The sequence below is a fragment of the Peribacillus sp. FSL R5-0717 genome (genome assembly GCF_038002945.1).
Classification (GTDB): Bacteria; Bacillota; Bacilli; order Bacillales; family DSM-1321; genus Peribacillus; species Peribacillus frigoritolerans.
In genome coordinates this window covers 4,864,738-4,882,636 of sequence record NZ_JBBOOF010000001.1, presented here as the reverse complement: position 1 = coordinate 4,882,636, position 17,899 = coordinate 4,864,738, and the positions used below count along the sequence as shown (strand labels likewise).

Here is a 17,899-nt window from a genome sequence, read left to right as displayed (position 1 = left end):
TTTATATTTTGCTTGAAACCCTATAAAGAAAGTGCTTCCTTTCCCGTCTTACAATTCAGCTAACGTATTCAAATACCTCTCCAGCTTAGCCAAGGCCCCGCACTGACAATCCACCGTCGCTGGAAATGACTTCACCGGTGATTGCGCGTGATTCGTCAGAAGCTAACAGTACATAAGCCGCAACGTGATCTTCCGGCATCTGGGCAAGTTGAAGAATATTCCGTTTTTTAATGCTGCTTGCTTTCGTATCATTATCGACGATTTTCACAAATGGACGCAGCGGTGGAATCACCGTGAGTGCTGTCAATGTACCCCCTGGGGCTACGGCATTTACCCGGATGGAAGGCGATAGTTCGAACGCAAGCTGGCGCATCAATCCAATTTGGGCGTGTTTGCTCGCTGTATACCAAACACCGCCGCCATCTGGATAAAAACTTGCACCGGACACGGTAAAAATAATATTGCCATTCGTTTTTTTCAGTTCTTCAAGAGCAGCTTTAGCTCCGAAAAAAGAGCCTTTTACGTTAATATTGAATAGGAAATCATACGCTTCGGAAAGCGCCTCGGGAGTCACATCGGCAAATTTGGCAAATCCATCGAACACGCCTGCATTCGCAACGAAAACATCTAACTTTCCGAATTGCTCAACAGTAGCTTGGACCGCTTGCTCATTATCTTGGTATTTGCTTACATCTCCCTGATAAGTAAGGATATTTTCACCAAATTCTCCTTTCATTTTCGCTAATGTCTCTTTAGAGCGGCCGATAATGCTCACTTTTGCTCCTTCTTGTATAAAACGGCGTGTGACAGCTTCTCCTATTCCAGAAGCTCCCCCTGTAATCAAAACGACTTTATCTTTTAAGGCCATGCCCATTGTCTCCACCCCTTCTGATTTCTTTCAAACATAATGAACGGTTATCCAAAGATCGGTTACAGTTCAAATATACGGTCTTGTAGCGAGGACATAACCCCAATAAACGTTTTATATATAAAACTATGTTTTTTTATATAAACAATTCTAAAATGTAATCGCTTCATTGTCAATGTGAGCTGTAAAAAAAACTGAAACCATCGTTCGGGAATATGTGCCTTGTACTATATCAAGCTGTGTTCATCCTTATTCCTGTGTACACGTCAATGAGTATTCAAGATTTATTGTGGTTCTCAGTAAGAACCTAGCGTCCCTTCTTACTGAGAGACCCTTTCTAAAAAACGTATGATATTACTTTTTTTTGCTCTCTATAAAGTTACTTTGTTTCCTGTTGTATTACTTAGGTGATTTTCGGCAACTTCTTGTTTAATCATAAACAAGTACGCGACAAACCCCAGAGTGGCTGCTACTATCAGCATGGCAATGGAGGGACCAAAATCACCGCCAGACATATCGCGGCTCCACCCCATGATATAGCTTGAAAATCCACCCATAATATTCGTGAATCCCATTAAACCGGCCGCGCGTCCCGCTGTTTCAGGTGTTGAAAATTTGATGATGAAGAAATTGGTTAGATGAAACATTCCCCCCTGAGTTCCCATGGCGAGCCCCATTGAAACCCCGGCCATAATAGGACTAGGTGCAATGACAGCGATTGTCAAAAATACAGCTGTTAGTATGAAAAGAATCGTCGCAAGCAAGCTCGGGCGTTTCGTTTTGTCCGCCAGAAATCCGCCAGCCAGGACAAATCCTAGCGCGAATAGCCATGATAATGAGGTAATCCCAGTCATTGCATCTCTTTCAAAGCCTTTGGCCTCCACAAGATAGGTAGGAAGCCAAATACTGATTCCAAAGAACAGAAAGGACGACATCAAATTGCCAAACCAGACAATCCAATAACGATAATCCTTTGCGAAGAATTGCTTCAACTGCACATCATGCATTTCGTCCTTTTGGCGAATATAGGAGACTTCCTCTTTACTCATGCATGGATGTTCTTCAGGCGTATTACGAGCCAAATACAGGAACATTGGAATATTTATAAACAAGTTAAAGGCGGCAAGAGCAAAGAACGCGGCCTGCCAATGAAATGTTGAAATAATGAGGATGAGCATAACGGTACCCACTGCCGGGCCAAGGTAGTTTCCAGTAATCCAGAATGACTGTGCCCTTCCAAGCTCTCTTTTATTAAACCAATTCGATATGAATTTACCCGATATCGGGATCATCATGCCTTCCCCGATTCCGAGGATGACCCTACTAATTAAAAACATTTCGTATGAGGTGGACAGCCCTCCCATGACCATTGTCGCAGTCCATACCAGTAAACCTAAAACCGCTGTTTTCCGCGCCCCTAACTTGTCGATAATAACACCCCAAAAAATGTTGGAACAGGAGTATGAAATCATGAATATAAAGGAGATCAAGCCAATTTTCGCATTTTTATCCGGGCCAGTCAGACCAAGATCACTTAAAAATCCCGGATCGGTTTGGATAACAGAGATACCTACTTTATCAATCTGACCGAAAAACCAGAAGAAAAAAATAGGAATCGCAATGTACAACCATCTTTTTTGACCTTGTAACATGTTATTTCCCCCTTATAATAGGCTCGTTTGAAGGCGCTTTCATGATTTTCGATACAAAATGGCTATCATGCTATCAAACTTCACCAACTCCCCCTTTCAAAAGATAGCAGCAACTTTTGTTTCATATAAAAAACATCGTTACCGATATTTAATGTTATATTGAATTTTCTTAATAGTCAATAATATTCCGAATAATATTTTTCAGCAGAAAAAAAATAGTTTTATATACAAAACTAGATAAGGTGGAGTTTCGATGAAAACAACCCGAAACAATACCTTACCCATCTATCACATAAAACCAGCTAATGTTTCTGCAAATCCTCGTACCTTAGGTAATGCATCTCCATAATTATTTGAAACATCATGATTTGCAGCAATAAAATGTCCATCATGTGACTGAAGCGCTTCTTAGTCTAGTTCCGTTCAAATAAAGAGTTTTAACCGGGAATAGTATGACGGTTTTCTGTCCATCACCCCACCTTATGCTGCAGCTTGAGGTGAATAAGGCATACAATTCGTGAACCGCCAACCAACGTTTCCTTAGATAGGTAAACCCAAAATTGAAGAATGATTCTTCTTCCGCTCATTCGGTTGCCGTCTTTCTTTTATAACCATTCTTTATAAATATATAAAAATTAACTATTTTTATTATTTATCATTCAATGTTAGCATTTTGTTATAAGTTATTTGAAAGGATGAGAGATGAATGACTATCCAATATTCTGAATTCGCAGTATTCGGGCTTGGTCCCATCGGAATTGAAATTCTACGCAGTGCTTATCAAACGAATCCTCAATCTATTATCGGTGTTGTCGATATTGACCCCGATAAGGTAGGGAAAGATATTGGCTTCCTGATCGATGAAAAGGAAACGAACAAGTGTGTAGTTCCCCATATCCAGGACGTAAATACTGAAGCTGACCACCCTATCGCCTTACATGCAACCGGTTCCAATGCACAACAAGTATGGCCCCAAATCAAAGAGCTGCTAGATCACGGTTTTTCAGTGGTTTCCACCTGTGAACAGCTTTCCTTCCCTTGGCATCGCTACCCTTTACTTTCAAAGGAAATAGATGATTATGCTAAAGCAAAAGGACTTAGTGTCATCGGGACCGGAATCAATCCAGGGTATATCATGGATACTATGGCCATTTCTTTTACAACAGTATTGACCACTGTTAACCAAATTAAGGTCATCCGTAAAGTGGATGTTTCGAAAAGGCGCCTCCCTTTACAAAAAAAGGTCGGAATCGGTATGACCAGAGAAGAGTTTGAATTTTTGGCCCAACGGAATGAAATTGGGCATGTAGGTCTTGAGGAGTCTGTAAGGTTAATCGCTTATGGGCTGAATTGGGAACTTTCAAATGTTATCAATACCATTGAACCAACGATTGCAAGCGAAAATATGACCGTTCCGCTAACTGCCTTAAAACGAGGGGATGTTATGGGGCTCCATCAAATTTCCACAGGCAAGACTGTGGACGGAAAGGAAATTTCCTTGGATTTAACGATGTCTGCAGGTATTAAACAGGAAGATGAAATCGTTATTGAGGGGAACGAAACCCAAAGGTTGATTGTTCCAAATGGCATCTTTGGAGATACTGCAACCGCAGCAATGATCATCAATACCGCTAAGCAAATTGATGCCCTCCGTAAACCAGGTTTACTTACAATGGCTGACATCGGGGTGCCAAGAAATATAAATCAATCACACTTTGTGCGTATTTAATGGCTGACTAACAATCTTGCGATAAAGTATTACGATATAGGAAAAGGTGAACCCCTAATGGGTCACCTTTCAGTTTGTAGACAAAAGGGGTTCGGAATTAAAAAATTCTGAACCCCTTTTGAAATTCCCTTTGAATTTCCGCCTAAAGTTAAGAGATTGCGACTCTACGAGCCCACATGTTAGGCCATTTTTGGACCTCGCCATGTCCAATTGGCCATCTTCTTTAAATTAATGGCAGCGAAAGTAAGCATCGCCTGCATTGACAATTTTTTAAGTCCCCTTAAAGTAGTCCAACGCATACCATGCTTTTCTTTTGCATCTGCGAATACACGCTCAATCGTTTCTTTACGTTTTGCATATATAGGTTTTACATCTTGATGATGACGCAGATGATCTGCTTCTTCCACATGTGTTTGCCAGATATGCCGGGGCACCACTTTTTGACAGTCTTTGCTTTCTGTACACCGAGATAAAAATGAGCATGTTGTACAAATTTGTTTTGGCGATTTGTACTCGCGATAGCCCTCTTTATTAGTTGTTGAGTACTTTAAAGTTTCGCCCGAAGGGCAAGGGTAACAATCAAAATGTTCATCGAATACATAGTCCTGTTTGCGGAAAAATCCTTCTTTGGTGCGAGGACATGTATAAGGTAAAGCCGGTATGATTTCTTTGTTAAATAGGTAGCTTGTAATCGCTGGTGTTTTATAAGCTCCATCTGCGGCAACGGCTTCCGGTTTTCCAACTTTCTCAATCACTTGTTCAACTAGTGGCTCTAAGATCTGACTGTCATGTGTATTTCCAGGTGTTACAATCGTTCCCAATACAAAACCGTTGCGGTCTGCTGCCGCGTGGTATGAATAGGCAAACTGTTTTGTTCGTTCATCTTTCACATAGTTGCAACTCTCAGAATCCGTTATACTTTCTTTAATCTCTTTGGTCTCTTCTTTATCAAATTTATCTGGTGGAAAAGGCTTTTTTCCATGGTTTTCACGATCTTGTTTGATTTTATCTAAAAGGTAAGACAAAGTTGATTGGAACGGAAGGTACGTGACTCCTGCGGGAAAAGCGCGTCTAGGGGAGACCCCGCAGGCGAAAGCCGAGGAGGCTCCCCGACCGCCCGCGGAAAGCGATGCCCTTCGTTCCAATCAACGTCCAAATTGTAAAAGCCATAAAAGTAGACAAACTCGATTTTCATCGAGTTTGTCTACAGTCTGAAAGGTGAACCCCTAATGGTTCACCTTTTCGTTTTGGTTCAACTGGGCATGTGACATGACAAAAAACCACCATAAGCGGTGGCTTTACTTCCTCTATGTAGAATGCAGGAAACGACTATCTTAAATAAGTTTTCTTATTTAAGAAAAATATATTCCGAAAATGAAATGACTTTACTATTTTCATTAATGTGTTCGAGAACCAAGTTTCACGGAAATGGCTTTGGCAGCTTTCGTTACTTTGTCAATCAATTCAGGCAAGCGATCTTCCTGAAATCGTGCTTCAATCCCAGCGACACTAATACCGGCTACTATTTCACCTTTACCATTGAGTATCGGTGCACTCACCGCTTTTGTATAATCCTCCAGTTCTGATGAAGTTATCGTGTACCCATTTGATCTCGCTTCATCCATTGCATGACGGAGTTTAGTTTTATCCGTAATCGTTCCCATGGCGATTGGTTTTAATTGGATGTTTTCCAAATAATTTTCACGCTCTTCTTCTGGCAAAAACGCTAGGATGATTCGAGAATCGCCAGCGTACAATGGCGAACGCCTTCCAATGGATGTATAAAGTCGAACTGGCTGCAGGGTGTCCACCTTTTCAATATACATCGCTTCATCCTTATCCCTTACAATTAAATTCACTGCTTCTTCAACATCATCCCGTAGGTCTTTCATGATCGGATAGGCGATTGACCTGATATCCAAACGCTCCCCTACCAGTTGACCAAACTGCAGGAATATCAATCCAAGTGAATAGCGGCCATCCTCGTCCTTTGTCAAAAACCCCATTTCCTCCAAAGATCCCACCATACGGTGTAACGACGTTTTCGGCAAATTGGAAAGTTCCATCATTTCATTAAAGGTCAGTTTTGGATGATTTATGAAAAGGGTTAGGATTTGCATGGATTTCACGACCGTTTTGTTATGTGCCTGCATACAATGTCTCCTTTCATGATACATGTTTTCCTTAACTATCATTCTATTATAAAACATGGAAGAAAGGATGTAATGAAAATAACCGTATTGATTGTTTTTCGAAATGCTCTGTTTGTATTCTCATTTGATTAACCGGCATTTTTTTAAATTTGATCGAATCATTTTATCATCCCGAAGCCCATGGAACGAGTAATAATGTGAAATGCTAAAGCGTTTAGCGGATTAAGTTACTTGATCATTACGAAAGCCCATCCACTACAAAGGCATTTTCAATGTTACTTTTGTCCCTTTCCCTTCACGAGAATGAAGGATAAGGTTTCCGCCGCAAACTCTGGCTCTTTCCTCCATACTGAATAAGCCTACTCCTCGGGTAACTTTTTCGATATCAAAGCCCTTTCCTTGATCTTCTATTTCTACACGAACTTCTTCCTCTATTTCCTGGATCGTCACTGTAGCTTCCTCGGTATAGGCATATTTCCTAATATTTGTTAGTGCCTCTTGAATAATACGGTAAATGGTAATTTCTTTGTTTGCATTCAGACGGCAGTTCAAATAGCATTCAAAATGGACCTTGATATGATGATGCTCTAAAAATTGCGCCACTAAAGAGCGTATGGCAGGGAACAGTCCAAGATCATCAAGTACCGATGGCCTTAATTCCCAGGATAGATGCCGGAGTGATTCGATAATTTCGGTCGCTTCATCTTGCATTTGATCTAACAGGGGATGATCCATTTCTGTCTGAAGTCTGTTAATCGTTATGAGGTGGCTGTATAAGTTTTGTCCGATATCATCATGAAGCTCTCGGGAAATGCGTTTTCTTTCTTCTTCCTGCACATCAATGATTTTACCGGTCATTTTCTGAATCTCTTCTTCCGCAAGCTTACGCTGGGTCACTTCATAACGAATCGCTAAATATTGATAAGGTTTCTGGAACTCATCAAGAAATGGAACGATTGTCGTATCCACCCAATAATAAGTATTATCCTTGGTCTTATTTTTAATCTCGCCTTTCCATACTTCCCCTGATGATATTGTTTTCCAAAGATTGTTGAAAAACTCTTTCGAATGAAATCCCGAGTTAATGATTCGATGATCCTGTCCGATCAGCTCTTCTTTTGAAAACTTTGAAATCCGGCAAAATTGATCATTGACATATTTAATCGTCCCTCTTTGATCGGTTATTGCTACAATTGAGGAAGCATCCAAAGCAAATTGGAAATCGGCCATTTTATTTACGAATTTCCCCAATTCCTCTAAAACTCGTTTATATTCGGTAATTTCCTTGCGAATTGCCAGGTATTTATATGGGTTCCCTTTTTCATTTAAGAAAGGGACAATTGTGGTATCGACCCAATAATGAGTTCCATCCTTCGCTTTATTCTTGATTTCACCCCGCCAAACTCTTCCTGATGAAATTGTCCGCCAAAGCTCTTGCATAAATTCCTTTGAATGATGACCTGAATTGATAATTCGGTGGTCCTTCCCGATAAGCTCTGTTGCTGAATATTTGGATACCTCACAAAATTTCTTATTAAAGTTTATTATCTTGCCCTTTTCATCAGTAAATGCAACAATCGTTGATTCATCAAGTGCGTAAATTAAATCAACCAGTTCATTGATCGGATAGGATTGCTGCTGGTTAATCCGTGATTGGTCTTTCACTTTATGGACTACAATTAAGTAATAAAGCTCTTTCGCAAGCTGAAAGGAGTTCACCCTGAAAAAAAGCGAAAAAGCATGACCATCCCGGTGGATCCCCAACTGGTGGATAATCTCCCCTGCCCCGCTGTGTTGCAGGTTTGCCCCTGGTATAAGATTCAGAAGCTTTTCCCCGTTCAATTCATGATGTTCATAACCAAAGTTGTCATATACCTGTTGATTCGCAAAAGAGATGACTCCAGATTCATTGACAAGGATTGTCGCATCGCTGGATCCAGGCGTAACCCCTTTTTCCATTTCCAAATGTTTATTCAAGTCCATACATAATCCTCCTTGTTGCCATGTTAAATTAAGCTGTTCAATTCCTTTTCCAGTTTTTTCGCTGCATCAAGGATCTTATGCTGGTCACTTTCAGAAATGGGCTGAACTGTTCGTTTACCTACTAATAATACCCCTTTGGGAACACCTTTAAATTGAATCGGAACCGCGAAGGCGCAACGGAGATTTTCCGCAAGCATGATGGGATAATCTAAAGCTTTGCCGTGGATATTATTGGGGAAACCCTCAATCTTCATCGGCGTCCCCGTTGATATGACCCTGCCTGCAATTCCTTTTCCATATCGAACAGTTATCCTTTTGTACTTATCATTTCTGTTGCCGGCGGCATAATGCCAGCTTATATCAGGACCTTTTCTGTTTTGTAAGGCAAGTCCTACAAAATCACCGTTCATTTCATCTAATACATATTCACACGCTTTTTTAAATGGTTGTTCCTCTTTCGATTTACTGTCCAAGTTAAATTCCATACCCTAATAACCCCTTTTTTAAAGCGAATGCAACAAGTTCATGCCTTGTTTTCATCTTGAGCTTTTCCATTAGGTTTCCTTTATGGCTTTCAACCGTTTTCACGCTTATGACAAGCTGTCCGGCAATTTCTTTATTGGAAAACCCTTTCGCAATCAACGTAAGTACCTCTTTTTCACGGTCAGACAACAGATTGATAGAATCAGCGGTTCCCTGCTTCACACTGCCTAAATATTCTTCCATTACCCTTTTTGTTGCAGATGGATGAAGGTAAGCATTTCCGTTTGATAAAGATCGGATGGCTACCAATAGTTCTTCATGGGGCGCACTTTTTAAAATACAGCCTGAAGCCCCGGCTTGAATGGTTCTGAACAAATATTCATCATCATCATGCATGGTAAGTATCAATATGGCTACCTCGGGCATGAGTTTCTTCAGTTCTGAAGTAGCCGATAAGCCATCTTTTCCATGTGGCATGCTTAAATCCATGACTACCACATTAGGCTGAAGCTCTAGTGCTCGTTGTATTCCTTCATTCCCCTCTGAAGCTTCCCCAATGACTTCCATATCAGGATGATTGTTTAGTAGCATCTTTAAGCCCATTCTTACAACGGCGTGATCATCGCAAAGCAAAATTTTTATCAAAGAAGCTCCCCCTAGCTTTGTTCGTGTTTGTATCGTTATATGAAACAACAAGGGGGATTGCACAATTCGCAAACCCCTTGTTTAGCATTTTAATATAATGGCAGAGAAATCTCTATAGAAGTCCCATGATCTATTTTTGAAAAAATGGTACAATTCCCGCCAATCAAATGCATTCTTTCACACATGGCGGCAAGCCCGCTCAGCTTATTCATGGCGGCTTCAACCTCAAATCCTTTCCCTGAATCTTTTATCATAATTAATAACATGCTTTTTTCCCATTTGAATAGTATACTTGCTTTTGTTGTATCAGCATACCTCGCTATATTCACCAATGCTTCTTGGCAGACCCTGAAAAGTGTAATGCTCTCTCTATCAGAGATTTGCGATTCAATTCCCAGATTCTCCATCTCAACCTCAATACCATAGGTTGAGGTGTATATTTTCATGTAGCTTTTAATAGCTGAAATAAGCCCAAAAGTCGTAAGGGTAGGAGGATGCAATTCTACAGCCAAAAGCCTGATCTCTTTAATTGCCTTCTCCAATAGCTGTTTCATATCACCTGCATAAATTCTCATGGCAGGCTGTTCGATTGCCGTTTCAATGAGCTGCATTCCGGAAAAGAGACTGGAAAGGGACTGCCCCACACCTTCATGAAGCTCCATCGCAATTCTTTTAATCTCTTCTTCATGTGTTTGTATGATATAAGAACTGATGTTTTTTTTAAGTGGCTGAGTATTCATTCCCACCCTCCTTTTTCAATTGTCGCTGATTATTGGCGATGCAAAATGCGGCATGCTCCCCCATTACACTTTCGGCAGAGTGGTGAGAAAACTGACGTATACCTTTTTTCCCACCTGAAACCTAGCATTAGAACTTCTAGTTCTTGAAAACTCCAATTCAGCCTTCAAATCCAATAATTTAATGCGCGCAGTTCATTTTATGCTTTTTTCACTCTATGACTTGAAATGTCACTAAACATACCTGCATATTGAACGACATCCCCCGCATCATTCTTTATCGAACTAATGGTCAGCCATTGCAGATATTGCTGTCCATCCTTTCGGCTATTCCAGATTTCACCTTGCCAAAATCCATTTATCTCAATGGATTTCCACAAATCCTCATAAAAAGTTCGAGACTGTTTACCCGACTTAAGTATACTAGGGTTCTTACCAATTACTTCATTTTCCTGATAACCCGTAATACTGCAAAACGACGGGTTTACTGAAATGATCTTACCGGTGGTATCGGTAATTAGAATCCCTTCTATTGTATGATCGATCACTTCTTTGGCAAGCCCCATTTTGCCTTGGAAATACATCCAAACAACTAAAATCAAACTTGCAAGGGCAACTTCTGACAACGCCATGAACCCGATTGCATAATGGCCTGTGATATTGAATAACAAGGATAAAATTAATGGCGGAAAAAAACCACCCAAACCGCCCATAGCGGAAACGATCCCATTCACAATACCAGCCTGCTTTTGGAAATACATCGGCACCAGTTTAAAAATAACACCATTTCCCATTCCGGCACATAGGGCAATACTCAAACAGCCAATAGTGTACCAGCCAATTGATGGAGCAAAGGATAGGATCATCGCTGAAACTGTATACACTCCAAAAACGAACATGAGCAAAATGAGGAAATGAAAACGATCTGCAAGCCATCCGCCAATTGGTCTCATAAGGGTAGCAAGAACAATAAAGCCTGCTGTCCTTAGACCGGCATCAACCTTATCCAATCCAAAGTTAGCTACAAGAAAATTTGGCAGATAGATAGTAAATGCAACAAAAGAACCGAATGTTATAAAGTAAAATAAACTTAGCAGCCATAGTTTTTCATTTTTGTAGACACTCTTCACTTGTTCTAAAAGCGGTGTTTTTACTTTCAGCTCTTTTTTATCCCCTAACAGAAAGTTACCTGCGATAAAGACCGCCAAGATCACAAGATAAAGCTGTACAGTTGTTGACCAACCAAAATTCTCAGCTACAACGGGTGCTGCAAATGCCGATACTGCCGTGCCAAGGTTTCCTGCACCGTAAATTCCATTTATAAAGCCATGACGTTCCTTTGGATAATACTTAGGTAAAGAGGTTACTCCAACAGAGAATACGGCTCCTCCAATACCAAGGAAAAGTCCTCCAATCAACAAATCGACAAGGGAATCGGCAATGCTGATATAATAAACAGGGAACAATAGTAACATAAAGCTAATCAGGAAAATTTTCCTGGCTCCGAACTGATTGGCGTAAAAGCCAAGGGGGATACGAAGTACAGATCCCAAAATAACAGGAACGGCTGTCACCAGGGCAAGCTGACTCTCCGGTATAGCAATATCTTCTTTAATAAAGGGCATCAGGGAAGAAATTAATACCCATACCATAAATCCGACTACTAAGTTTAAAGTCTGTAATGGAAGCTGTATTTTCTTAATCATTCTATTCACTCTCTCTTCTAATTACATATTGTAAACCCGTGTTTGCGTCAAAAGCTGACCACTCATTTTTATTTCGAGCCATATTGCATGTCAGGGGAACAGCGAAAAAATTCAGGTGATCAAAATAAATGCGTAGATGGGTCATGTCAGGACAAATCTCCACCTTATCTATCGTTTTAGTAACAAAAGGCGCTTTATCCTGCCCATCATCATCCAATATTGCCACTCTGGCTTTTTCCGAGACTAATGATTGTAAACCGTCCAAATTAATGTGTCCCACATGTATTGCACCCTCTCTTTGCACTGTATACATTCATTTGAAAACCCTGCAAATATTCCCAGAATGTATCTTCTGCATGATTCTCGATAAATTCAATCGTTTCCACTACAGACTCCCAATTGCTCATTCCCTTTACTTCGGCAACTACAATATCGGCCCCATCTATTGACTTTTCATCTAAATACCAGTTAAGACGGACATCTTTAAAAAGGTCTGAAAGGAGCTTATCGATTTCAGCAGCAAAATTTCCAGTTGCTTCTTTTACAAAACAAAAATCAAAGTATGTTTCACTGTTCATTTGATTCACGCCTTTTCGTTTTTCGTTTTTTTATAAGTAAATAACGCTAAGGGAAACACCACTATGTTTAATCCCCCAAATATTAGTACTTTTATATAATTTTCATAATAAAATTGGTGAACCATAAATTGGGTAAATACAATATTCATCATCAAGAAAGCACAAAGCAACGCGACACCGATGTACTTAAACTTCATAACGCTTCACCCTTACAGCGTATACTGCGCCATTTTCAACTTTCACTTGAATTTCAGGCAGGGGCCTCCTTGGAGGTCCGGCAGTTGGAGCACCTGTTTCAACATCAAATTTCCCATGATGGCAAGGACAGATCATTTCACCTTCTTCTTTCACCCAAAATACCGGGCAACGAAGATGTGTGCATGCATTTTGGTATGCTACGTATTTCGTTTCAGACAATCTGATCAAAATGGCATCATCATGCTCCCCTGGAAATTTAAACTCCACTGCGTCACCAATTGGAAGTCCGCTTACATTAGTTATTTTTTTGTGAGGATACTCCTTTTCCCCAAGACCCATCAATTCTTTAGCCGCAATCGCCCCCCAAGGAAGGGATGAAATCGCGAATACTCCTGCAGCTCCCACTAGTGTTTTCATGAACCCTCGTCTGTCGAGCTTTCTTTCATTATCCCGTTCAATATTATGGGTGTAATTATCTTCATTAAAGGGGATTTTATTATTTTTATCCGACGGCATATAAATCCCTCCTAAAATAGCTTTTCAATTCCTTGTAAAATACCAGGCAAATTTACCTTAACGTTCGTTTCACTTTCAAGATAAGGCAGGCTACTCACCCATTTTCCATTATCTAGATTAAATTGTTTTTTTCTATTTCCAATTTCCTCATCGGTGAGCCACTGAAGTGTGTTGGATGGACAAACACTTGCACACATTGGCGGGATACCGTTTTTTGTCCGGTCAATACATAAATCGCATTTATACATTAAGTTTTGCTCTGTGTCAAATTTTGGTATTCCATACGGACAAGCGATCGTACAGTTTTGGCAGCCAATACATTTTTCAACTAGAGCTGATAAGACGGCCCCTGTCTCATGTATTTGGATTGCCTGGGCAGGACAACTTCTTGCACAGGCCGGATTCACACAATGGAGGCACATAAGAGGCATCGTCTGCCGATTGACTAGAGGGTTTACATCATAAACGTAGTTCCTGTTCCGCTCTTCATGACCTCCGCATTGTGTACAAGCAGCAAGGCATGACCGGCATCCTATGCAGTTTTCAAGTTCTAAATAGAGCCTCTTTTTCATTTATTGCACCTTCTTCATTTCGACTTTTTCCATTTGAGCCGCACAGACCTTAAACTCCGGCATACGGGATATTGGGTCAAGTGCTGCAATCGTTAATAGGTTGATAGATTGCTCGTGCCCAAAGTGGTATGGAACAAATACAGTGTCCTTACGAATTGCCGCTGTAATTTTCACTTTATAAATTGCCTCGCCTCTCCGGGTGTACAGGCGGACCTTATCCTCATGGTCCATATTGTATTTTTTTGCTGTTTCCGGATGCACTTCGACGTATGGCTCCGGGCACATATCACGCAGGAACTGGATTCTTCTCGTCTGGTTTCCAGATAAGTAGTGGTAAACGACACGACCGGTTGTTAAACGGAGTGGATATTTTTCATCTGGCTCTTCAGCAGGGGGACGGTAAGGAAGCGCACAAATTTTCGCTTTCCCGTCTGCGTGATAGAATTTTTTATCCAGGAACATATGCGGCGTTCCCATATCATTTTCATCCTTACAAGGCCAAAAAACTCCGTCCTGTTTGTCGATCTTATCCCATGTAGCGCCGTAATAATCGGCATTTCCGCCTTTACTGGCCAGTCTGAATTCATCTGCCACATCTTTTGCCGTTATCAAATGGGAAAAATATCTTCCTCTCCCAAGACGTTCTGCAAGCTCTACTTGTATTTGCCAGTCGGGCTTAGATTCACCGATTGGTTCTTGTGCCTTATTTATCTTAATAATTCTTCCTTCAAGGTTTGTAACAGTTCCTTCATCTTCTGACCACGTTACAGATGGCAGGATCACATCCGCAAACTCCGCTGATTCAGAAAGATAGAAATCCGAACACACCATAAAATCAAGATTTTTCATCGCAGTTCTGACGAAATTCAAATTCGGAGCAGATACTGCAGGATTAGAACATAGCAGATACAGTCCGCGAATCGTTTTTTGTTCCATCAACTCAAACATTTCATATGCAGATACACCCGGCTGGGGCATTTCTTCAGGAGTGATTTTCCATACTTTACAAACTTCTGCTACATGTTCAGGGTTTGTAATTTTACGGTATCCTGGCAATAAATCGGCTTTCTGGCCATGCTCCCGTCCCCCTTGCCCGTTTCCTTGACCGGTGAATGTCGCTACACCAGACTTTGGCCGTCCGATTTTACCTGTCACAAGCGCCAAGTTTGTATATCCAGATACATTGTCGACACCCTTATGCTGCTGTTCGATTCCACGTGCGAACATGACAACTGCATTTGGTGATTTCCCATAAATTTCTGCTGCACGAATGATTTTTTTCGATGCCACACCTGTAAGCTCACTCGTATATTCCGGTGTAAATTCTTTTACAAGTTCTTTTGTTTCTTCAAACCCGTTCGTATGATTATTAATGAATTCTTCATCAGCATAACCGTTTTGAATTAATAGATTTAAGATTCCATTAGCAAGGGCAAGATCCGTTCCCGGTTTCAAGTCAAGATGAACATCTGCTCTTCTCGCAATAGGAGTTTCACGGGGATCTGCCACGATAATGTACCCTCCTCTTTCTTGTACGTTCCAAACACGGAACATAGAAGTTGGATGGCATTCTGCTGTGTTGCTTCCTGCAATAAATAAGCAATCTGTTTCATGAAGATCAGTCCAAGGTAATGTTGAACCTCTATCAACTCCAAAAGAACGAAGGAATCCCCCGGCTGCACTCGACATGCAAAATCGGCCATTATAATCAATGTAACGAGTTCCAAGAGCCACACGTGCAAATTTCCCTGTTAAATAGCATTTTTCATTTGTCATTGATACCCCGCTGAAAACGGATAATGAATCTTTTCCATATTTAACTTGAAGTTCCCTGAACTTATTTGCGATTAAATCATACGCCTCATTCCAGCTTGCTTCACGGAAACCTTCCTTTGTTCCCTTTAATGAAGCATCATCACGAATAAGCGGTTTTAAAATACGATCATCATGATTCGTCTGCTGGTAAGCTGTAACCCCTTTTGGACACATTTTCCCTACGGTTACAGGCCAGTCATAACGGGGTTCAACCCCAATGATTTTATTCGTCGCTACATTTACCCTTAAATTCATTCCGCACTGCATTCCGCAATAAGCACAATGGGTTTTGACCAATGTTTCATTCGGGTGTACCACATTACTTTCTGCTTTAAAAAACTTATCCTTTTGCATCCTGGTTTGCCTCCTTAACTTTTACTTCATGGATGGGGAACCCGGAAAATTGGGCAATCCTGTATTTTCTTCGACAAGGAAGGCACATTTCAGCGAGATGGTGGCCTTCTTTCGCTTGGAATTCTATATCATTCCTGCCGAGTACCTCTATGACATCTTTTGATTGTTCTGTTGAAATAAACTCATTACCGCATACTTTGCATCCTTTCATGGATTGTTCCGCATAATGTTCTCTGTAGTTTCTTGCAAATACACTCATTGGGCGGAAAGGTATGTGCGCAAGTTTTCCAAACGGAAGATAAATCAATGTAATGATGACTGACCATTGGTGAATCAGTGACATGGCCGGCTGTCCTGCACCATGCATAAAAATGTTCATGAACGTTAGTGCCAATCCTGTAACGCTGACCAATAACAGCATGAATAATGGAAGGAAGTCATACATGAATTGTTGCTCTGCCCTTGCCTGCATATTTTTCAAACGGCGATAAAGGGCCATGCATACTCCGGAAATGACCATCACTGCTGTTATGTTCAGTGCGTTATATGATAACTTCGCAATGAGCCCATCAGCTGGCACTGTCATTACTTGGATCCCCATTGCGATGATGTTGTAGTAACCGTTCTCGTCCATTGTGAAGTACATCCATCCAAATACTAGAGGAAAGGTCACGAAGCAGGAAAGAATGCAGCCCCAGCCCATAAGAACGTGCTGAGTCCATCGGTAAATTCCCCTGTTCCAAATGAAATTGTATGTTGCTAAATGTTCAACTGTTGTTTTTGGCGTTGATCTTCTTAAGAGAATTTTGATTCCTTTTTTTATAAAAACCTTTGTTGGCGGCCTTTCCCCCCAAGCGATAAATCTGTAAAAGAAACCCCCAATAAAAATAAACGTCCCCACCATATAGCCATAAAGGTTTAAATCCACGTGTGTAAACATTCTCGTACCTATAAACGATAAGAATACAAGTCCGCAAACTGCTAGAAACATAGACTTTGCAAAATGTGATGCAAAAGCATCATCAATCGATTTTCCTGTTTTTTGATTTACGGCGACTTTTGCCTGCATTATTATTCCTCCTCATTACAAACAATTACCATACCCTTATTGTAAGATCTTGTCTGATTGTTCGATATCGGGGAACTTCCCCATCCTTTTGGAAAAATCCCCTTAACTTTTGAAAATAAACAGAAATTCAGACGTCAGAATGGTGATTAGTCCATATTTCCTTCACTCTAATTTCATAACTTCTTATTTGGGATTGGGGTAATAATGTAAATAAGTACGTATGAGGATGTTGGGTTTCAAGATTTTTTTGGAGAAAAAATGCATGTCAACTTCTCCTCACTTACGAATTGCAAACCGGTTTTGGAAAACATTATTAGACATAGTGGAAGAAAGGGACCTTCTTTATCATGAACTTTGTTTAATGAAACAAAAAAGAAAGCACTCTTTAAGAGTACTTTCTCCAGTTTGCAGACATAAGTTCAACGGTAATCCATATGTGTTTCAGCTTCTTCAATCGTTTTACACATAGAACGAATATCGAAGGTATAATGAATGAAAAATAACAGGATCAATAATTGGGCGTCCTACCTCTGAATACATATCTTTCACCAAGTCATAAATGAAAGTGAAGCCAAGGAAGCCTCAATTTTACCAACCAATATGGTTCGGTGGCACCAGTTGATCTAAAGTAATCATTTCAAGTTGATCTCGCTGAATAGAATCATGTTTAGAAAGCATCCTCTTCACCTCAAGTTTTAATAGACCTATTTTAAAACAAAATTGATTGGAGCGGGTGTTCGAGACTCCAGCGGGAAAAGCGTGTCCAGGGGAGACCCCGCAGGCGAAAGCCGAGAAGGCTCCCGCGCCCGCGGAAAACGAGCCTTACTTTCCACACAACGTC

Annotated in this window: 15 protein-coding genes and 2 pseudogenes; 1 reads left to right on the top strand and 16 read right to left on the bottom strand. The window is 40.7% G+C overall.

Annotated elements, in window-relative coordinates; translation table 11 throughout:
- Nucleotides 1-85: 85 nt before the first annotated feature.
- A complete protein-coding gene (locus tag NYE65_RS23420) occupies nucleotides 86-874 on the bottom strand; it encodes an SDR family NAD(P)-dependent oxidoreductase (RefSeq protein ID WP_340861831.1) in 789 nt (262 codons plus the stop codon).
- Nucleotides 875-1,239: 365 nt separating this feature from the next.
- Nucleotides 1,240-2,520: an MFS transporter gene (locus NYE65_RS23415; RefSeq protein ID WP_328177240.1), complete on the bottom strand. Its 1,281-nt coding sequence runs from the start codon at nucleotides 2,518-2,520 to the stop codon at nucleotides 1,240-1,242.
- A gap of 706 nt (nucleotides 2,521-3,226) precedes the next feature.
- Between NYE65_RS23415 and NYE65_RS23410 the strand changes: the two genes are divergently transcribed.
- Complete coding sequence (locus tag NYE65_RS23410; protein ID WP_328177241.1) at nucleotides 3,227-4,249, top strand: hypothetical protein; 1,023 nt, start codon at nucleotides 3,227-3,229, stop codon at nucleotides 4,247-4,249.
- 179 nt (nucleotides 4,250-4,428) lie between these two features.
- On the opposite strand, the pseudogene NYE65_RS23405 reads toward NYE65_RS23410, so the two are convergent.
- From NYE65_RS23405 to NYE65_RS27355, 14 genes and pseudogenes are all read right to left on the bottom strand, one after another.
- Nucleotides 4,429-5,244 (bottom strand): annotated as a pseudogene (locus NYE65_RS23405) (transposase); the annotation flags it as partial.
- Nucleotides 5,245-5,646: 402 nt separating this feature from the next.
- Nucleotides 5,647-6,402 (bottom strand): IclR family transcriptional regulator, encoded by a 756-nt coding sequence (locus tag NYE65_RS23400; RefSeq protein WP_278089374.1) that lies wholly within the window; start codon nucleotides 6,400-6,402, stop codon nucleotides 5,647-5,649.
- 255 nt (nucleotides 6,403-6,657) lie between these two features.
- On the bottom strand, nucleotides 6,658-8,385 hold the full coding sequence (locus tag NYE65_RS23395; protein WP_340861830.1) for a sensor histidine kinase: 1,728 nt from the start codon (nucleotides 8,383-8,385) through the stop codon (nucleotides 6,658-6,660).
- Between the two features lie 23 nt (nucleotides 8,386-8,408).
- Nucleotides 8,409-8,870, bottom strand: a complete 462-nt coding sequence (locus NYE65_RS23390) for a GAF domain-containing protein (protein WP_034312603.1) — start codon at nucleotides 8,868-8,870, stop codon at nucleotides 8,409-8,411.
- Complete coding sequence (locus tag NYE65_RS23385) at nucleotides 8,860-9,513, bottom strand: response regulator transcription factor (protein ID WP_034312606.1); 654 nt, start codon at nucleotides 9,511-9,513, stop codon at nucleotides 8,860-8,862. The genes NYE65_RS23390 and NYE65_RS23385 overlap by 11 nt, the downstream gene beginning before the upstream one ends.
- Before the next feature lie 89 nt (nucleotides 9,514-9,602).
- Complete coding sequence (locus NYE65_RS23380; RefSeq protein ID WP_328177243.1) at nucleotides 9,603-10,253, bottom strand: sensor histidine kinase; 651 nt, start codon at nucleotides 10,251-10,253, stop codon at nucleotides 9,603-9,605.
- Between the two features lie 197 nt (nucleotides 10,254-10,450).
- Nucleotides 10,451-11,956, bottom strand: coding sequence for a nitrate/nitrite transporter (locus tag NYE65_RS23375; RefSeq protein ID WP_340861829.1), 1,506 nt, complete (start codon nucleotides 11,954-11,956; stop codon nucleotides 10,451-10,453).
- A 1-nt stretch (nucleotide 11,957) separates the two neighbouring features.
- Complete coding sequence (locus NYE65_RS23370; RefSeq protein WP_328177245.1) at nucleotides 11,958-12,236, bottom strand: hypothetical protein; 279 nt, start codon at nucleotides 12,234-12,236, stop codon at nucleotides 11,958-11,960.
- Nucleotides 12,223-12,534, bottom strand: a complete 312-nt coding sequence (locus tag NYE65_RS23365; RefSeq protein ID WP_054396283.1) for a hypothetical protein — start codon at nucleotides 12,532-12,534, stop codon at nucleotides 12,223-12,225. The genes NYE65_RS23370 and NYE65_RS23365 overlap by 14 nt, the downstream gene beginning before the upstream one ends.
- 186 nt (nucleotides 12,535-12,720) lie before the next feature.
- On the bottom strand, nucleotides 12,721-13,248 hold the full coding sequence (locus NYE65_RS23360; RefSeq protein ID WP_053534759.1) for a Rieske (2Fe-2S) protein: 528 nt from the start codon (nucleotides 13,246-13,248) through the stop codon (nucleotides 12,721-12,723).
- 11 nt (nucleotides 13,249-13,259) lie between these two features.
- Nucleotides 13,260-13,820: a 4Fe-4S dicluster domain-containing protein gene (locus tag NYE65_RS23355; RefSeq protein WP_034312626.1), complete on the bottom strand. Its 561-nt coding sequence runs from the start codon at nucleotides 13,818-13,820 to the stop codon at nucleotides 13,260-13,262.
- Nucleotides 13,821-15,989 (bottom strand): molybdopterin oxidoreductase family protein, encoded by a 2,169-nt coding sequence (locus NYE65_RS23350; protein WP_340861828.1) that lies wholly within the window; start codon nucleotides 15,987-15,989, stop codon nucleotides 13,821-13,823.
- Nucleotides 15,976-17,058, bottom strand: coding sequence for a hypothetical protein (locus NYE65_RS23345; protein WP_328177248.1), 1,083 nt, complete (start codon nucleotides 17,056-17,058; stop codon nucleotides 15,976-15,978). Before NYE65_RS23345 ends, NYE65_RS23350 begins: the two co-directional genes overlap by 14 nt.
- 422 nt (nucleotides 17,059-17,480) lie before the next feature.
- Nucleotides 17,481-17,736: pseudogene (locus tag NYE65_RS27355) on the bottom strand (IS5/IS1182 family transposase); the annotation flags it as partial.
- Nucleotides 17,737-17,899 lie beyond the last annotated feature (163 nt).

Bases quoted from the DNA above. Each gene is read 5' to 3' on its own strand.
- NYE65_RS23420 (WP_340861831.1), bottom strand. From the start codon at position 874: ATGGGCATGGCCTTAAAAGATAAAGTCGTTTTGATTACAGGGGGAGCT.
- NYE65_RS23415 (WP_328177240.1), bottom strand. From the start codon at position 2,520: ATGTTACAAGGTCAAAAAAGATGGTTGTACATTGCGATTCCTATTTTT.
- NYE65_RS23410 (WP_328177241.1), top strand. From the start codon at position 3,227: ATGACTATCCAATATTCTGAATTCGCAGTATTCGGGCTTGGTCCCATC.
- NYE65_RS23400 (WP_278089374.1), bottom strand. From the start codon at position 6,402: ATGCAGGCACATAACAAAACGGTCGTGAAATCCATGCAAATCCTAACC.
- NYE65_RS23395 (WP_340861830.1), bottom strand. From the start codon at position 8,385: ATGGACTTGAATAAACATTTGGAAATGGAAAAAGGGGTTACGCCTGGA.
- NYE65_RS23390 (WP_034312603.1), bottom strand. From the start codon at position 8,870: ATGGAATTTAACTTGGACAGTAAATCGAAAGAGGAACAACCATTTAAA.
- NYE65_RS23380 (WP_328177243.1), bottom strand. From the start codon at position 10,253: ATGAATACTCAGCCACTTAAAAAAAACATCAGTTCTTATATCATACAA.
- NYE65_RS23375 (WP_340861829.1), bottom strand. From the start codon at position 11,956: ATGATTAAGAAAATACAGCTTCCATTACAGACTTTAAACTTAGTAGTC.
- NYE65_RS23365 (WP_054396283.1), bottom strand. From the start codon at position 12,534: ATGAACAGTGAAACATACTTTGATTTTTGTTTTGTAAAAGAAGCAACT.
- NYE65_RS23360 (WP_053534759.1), bottom strand. From the start codon at position 13,248: ATGCCGTCGGATAAAAATAATAAAATCCCCTTTAATGAAGATAATTAC.
- NYE65_RS23355 (WP_034312626.1), bottom strand. From the start codon at position 13,820: ATGAAAAAGAGGCTCTATTTAGAACTTGAAAACTGCATAGGATGCCGG.
- NYE65_RS23350 (WP_340861828.1), bottom strand. From the start codon at position 15,989: ATGCAAAAGGATAAGTTTTTTAAAGCAGAAAGTAATGTGGTACACCCG.
- NYE65_RS23345 (WP_328177248.1), bottom strand. From the start codon at position 17,058: ATGCAGGCAAAAGTCGCCGTAAATCAAAAAACAGGAAAATCGATTGAT.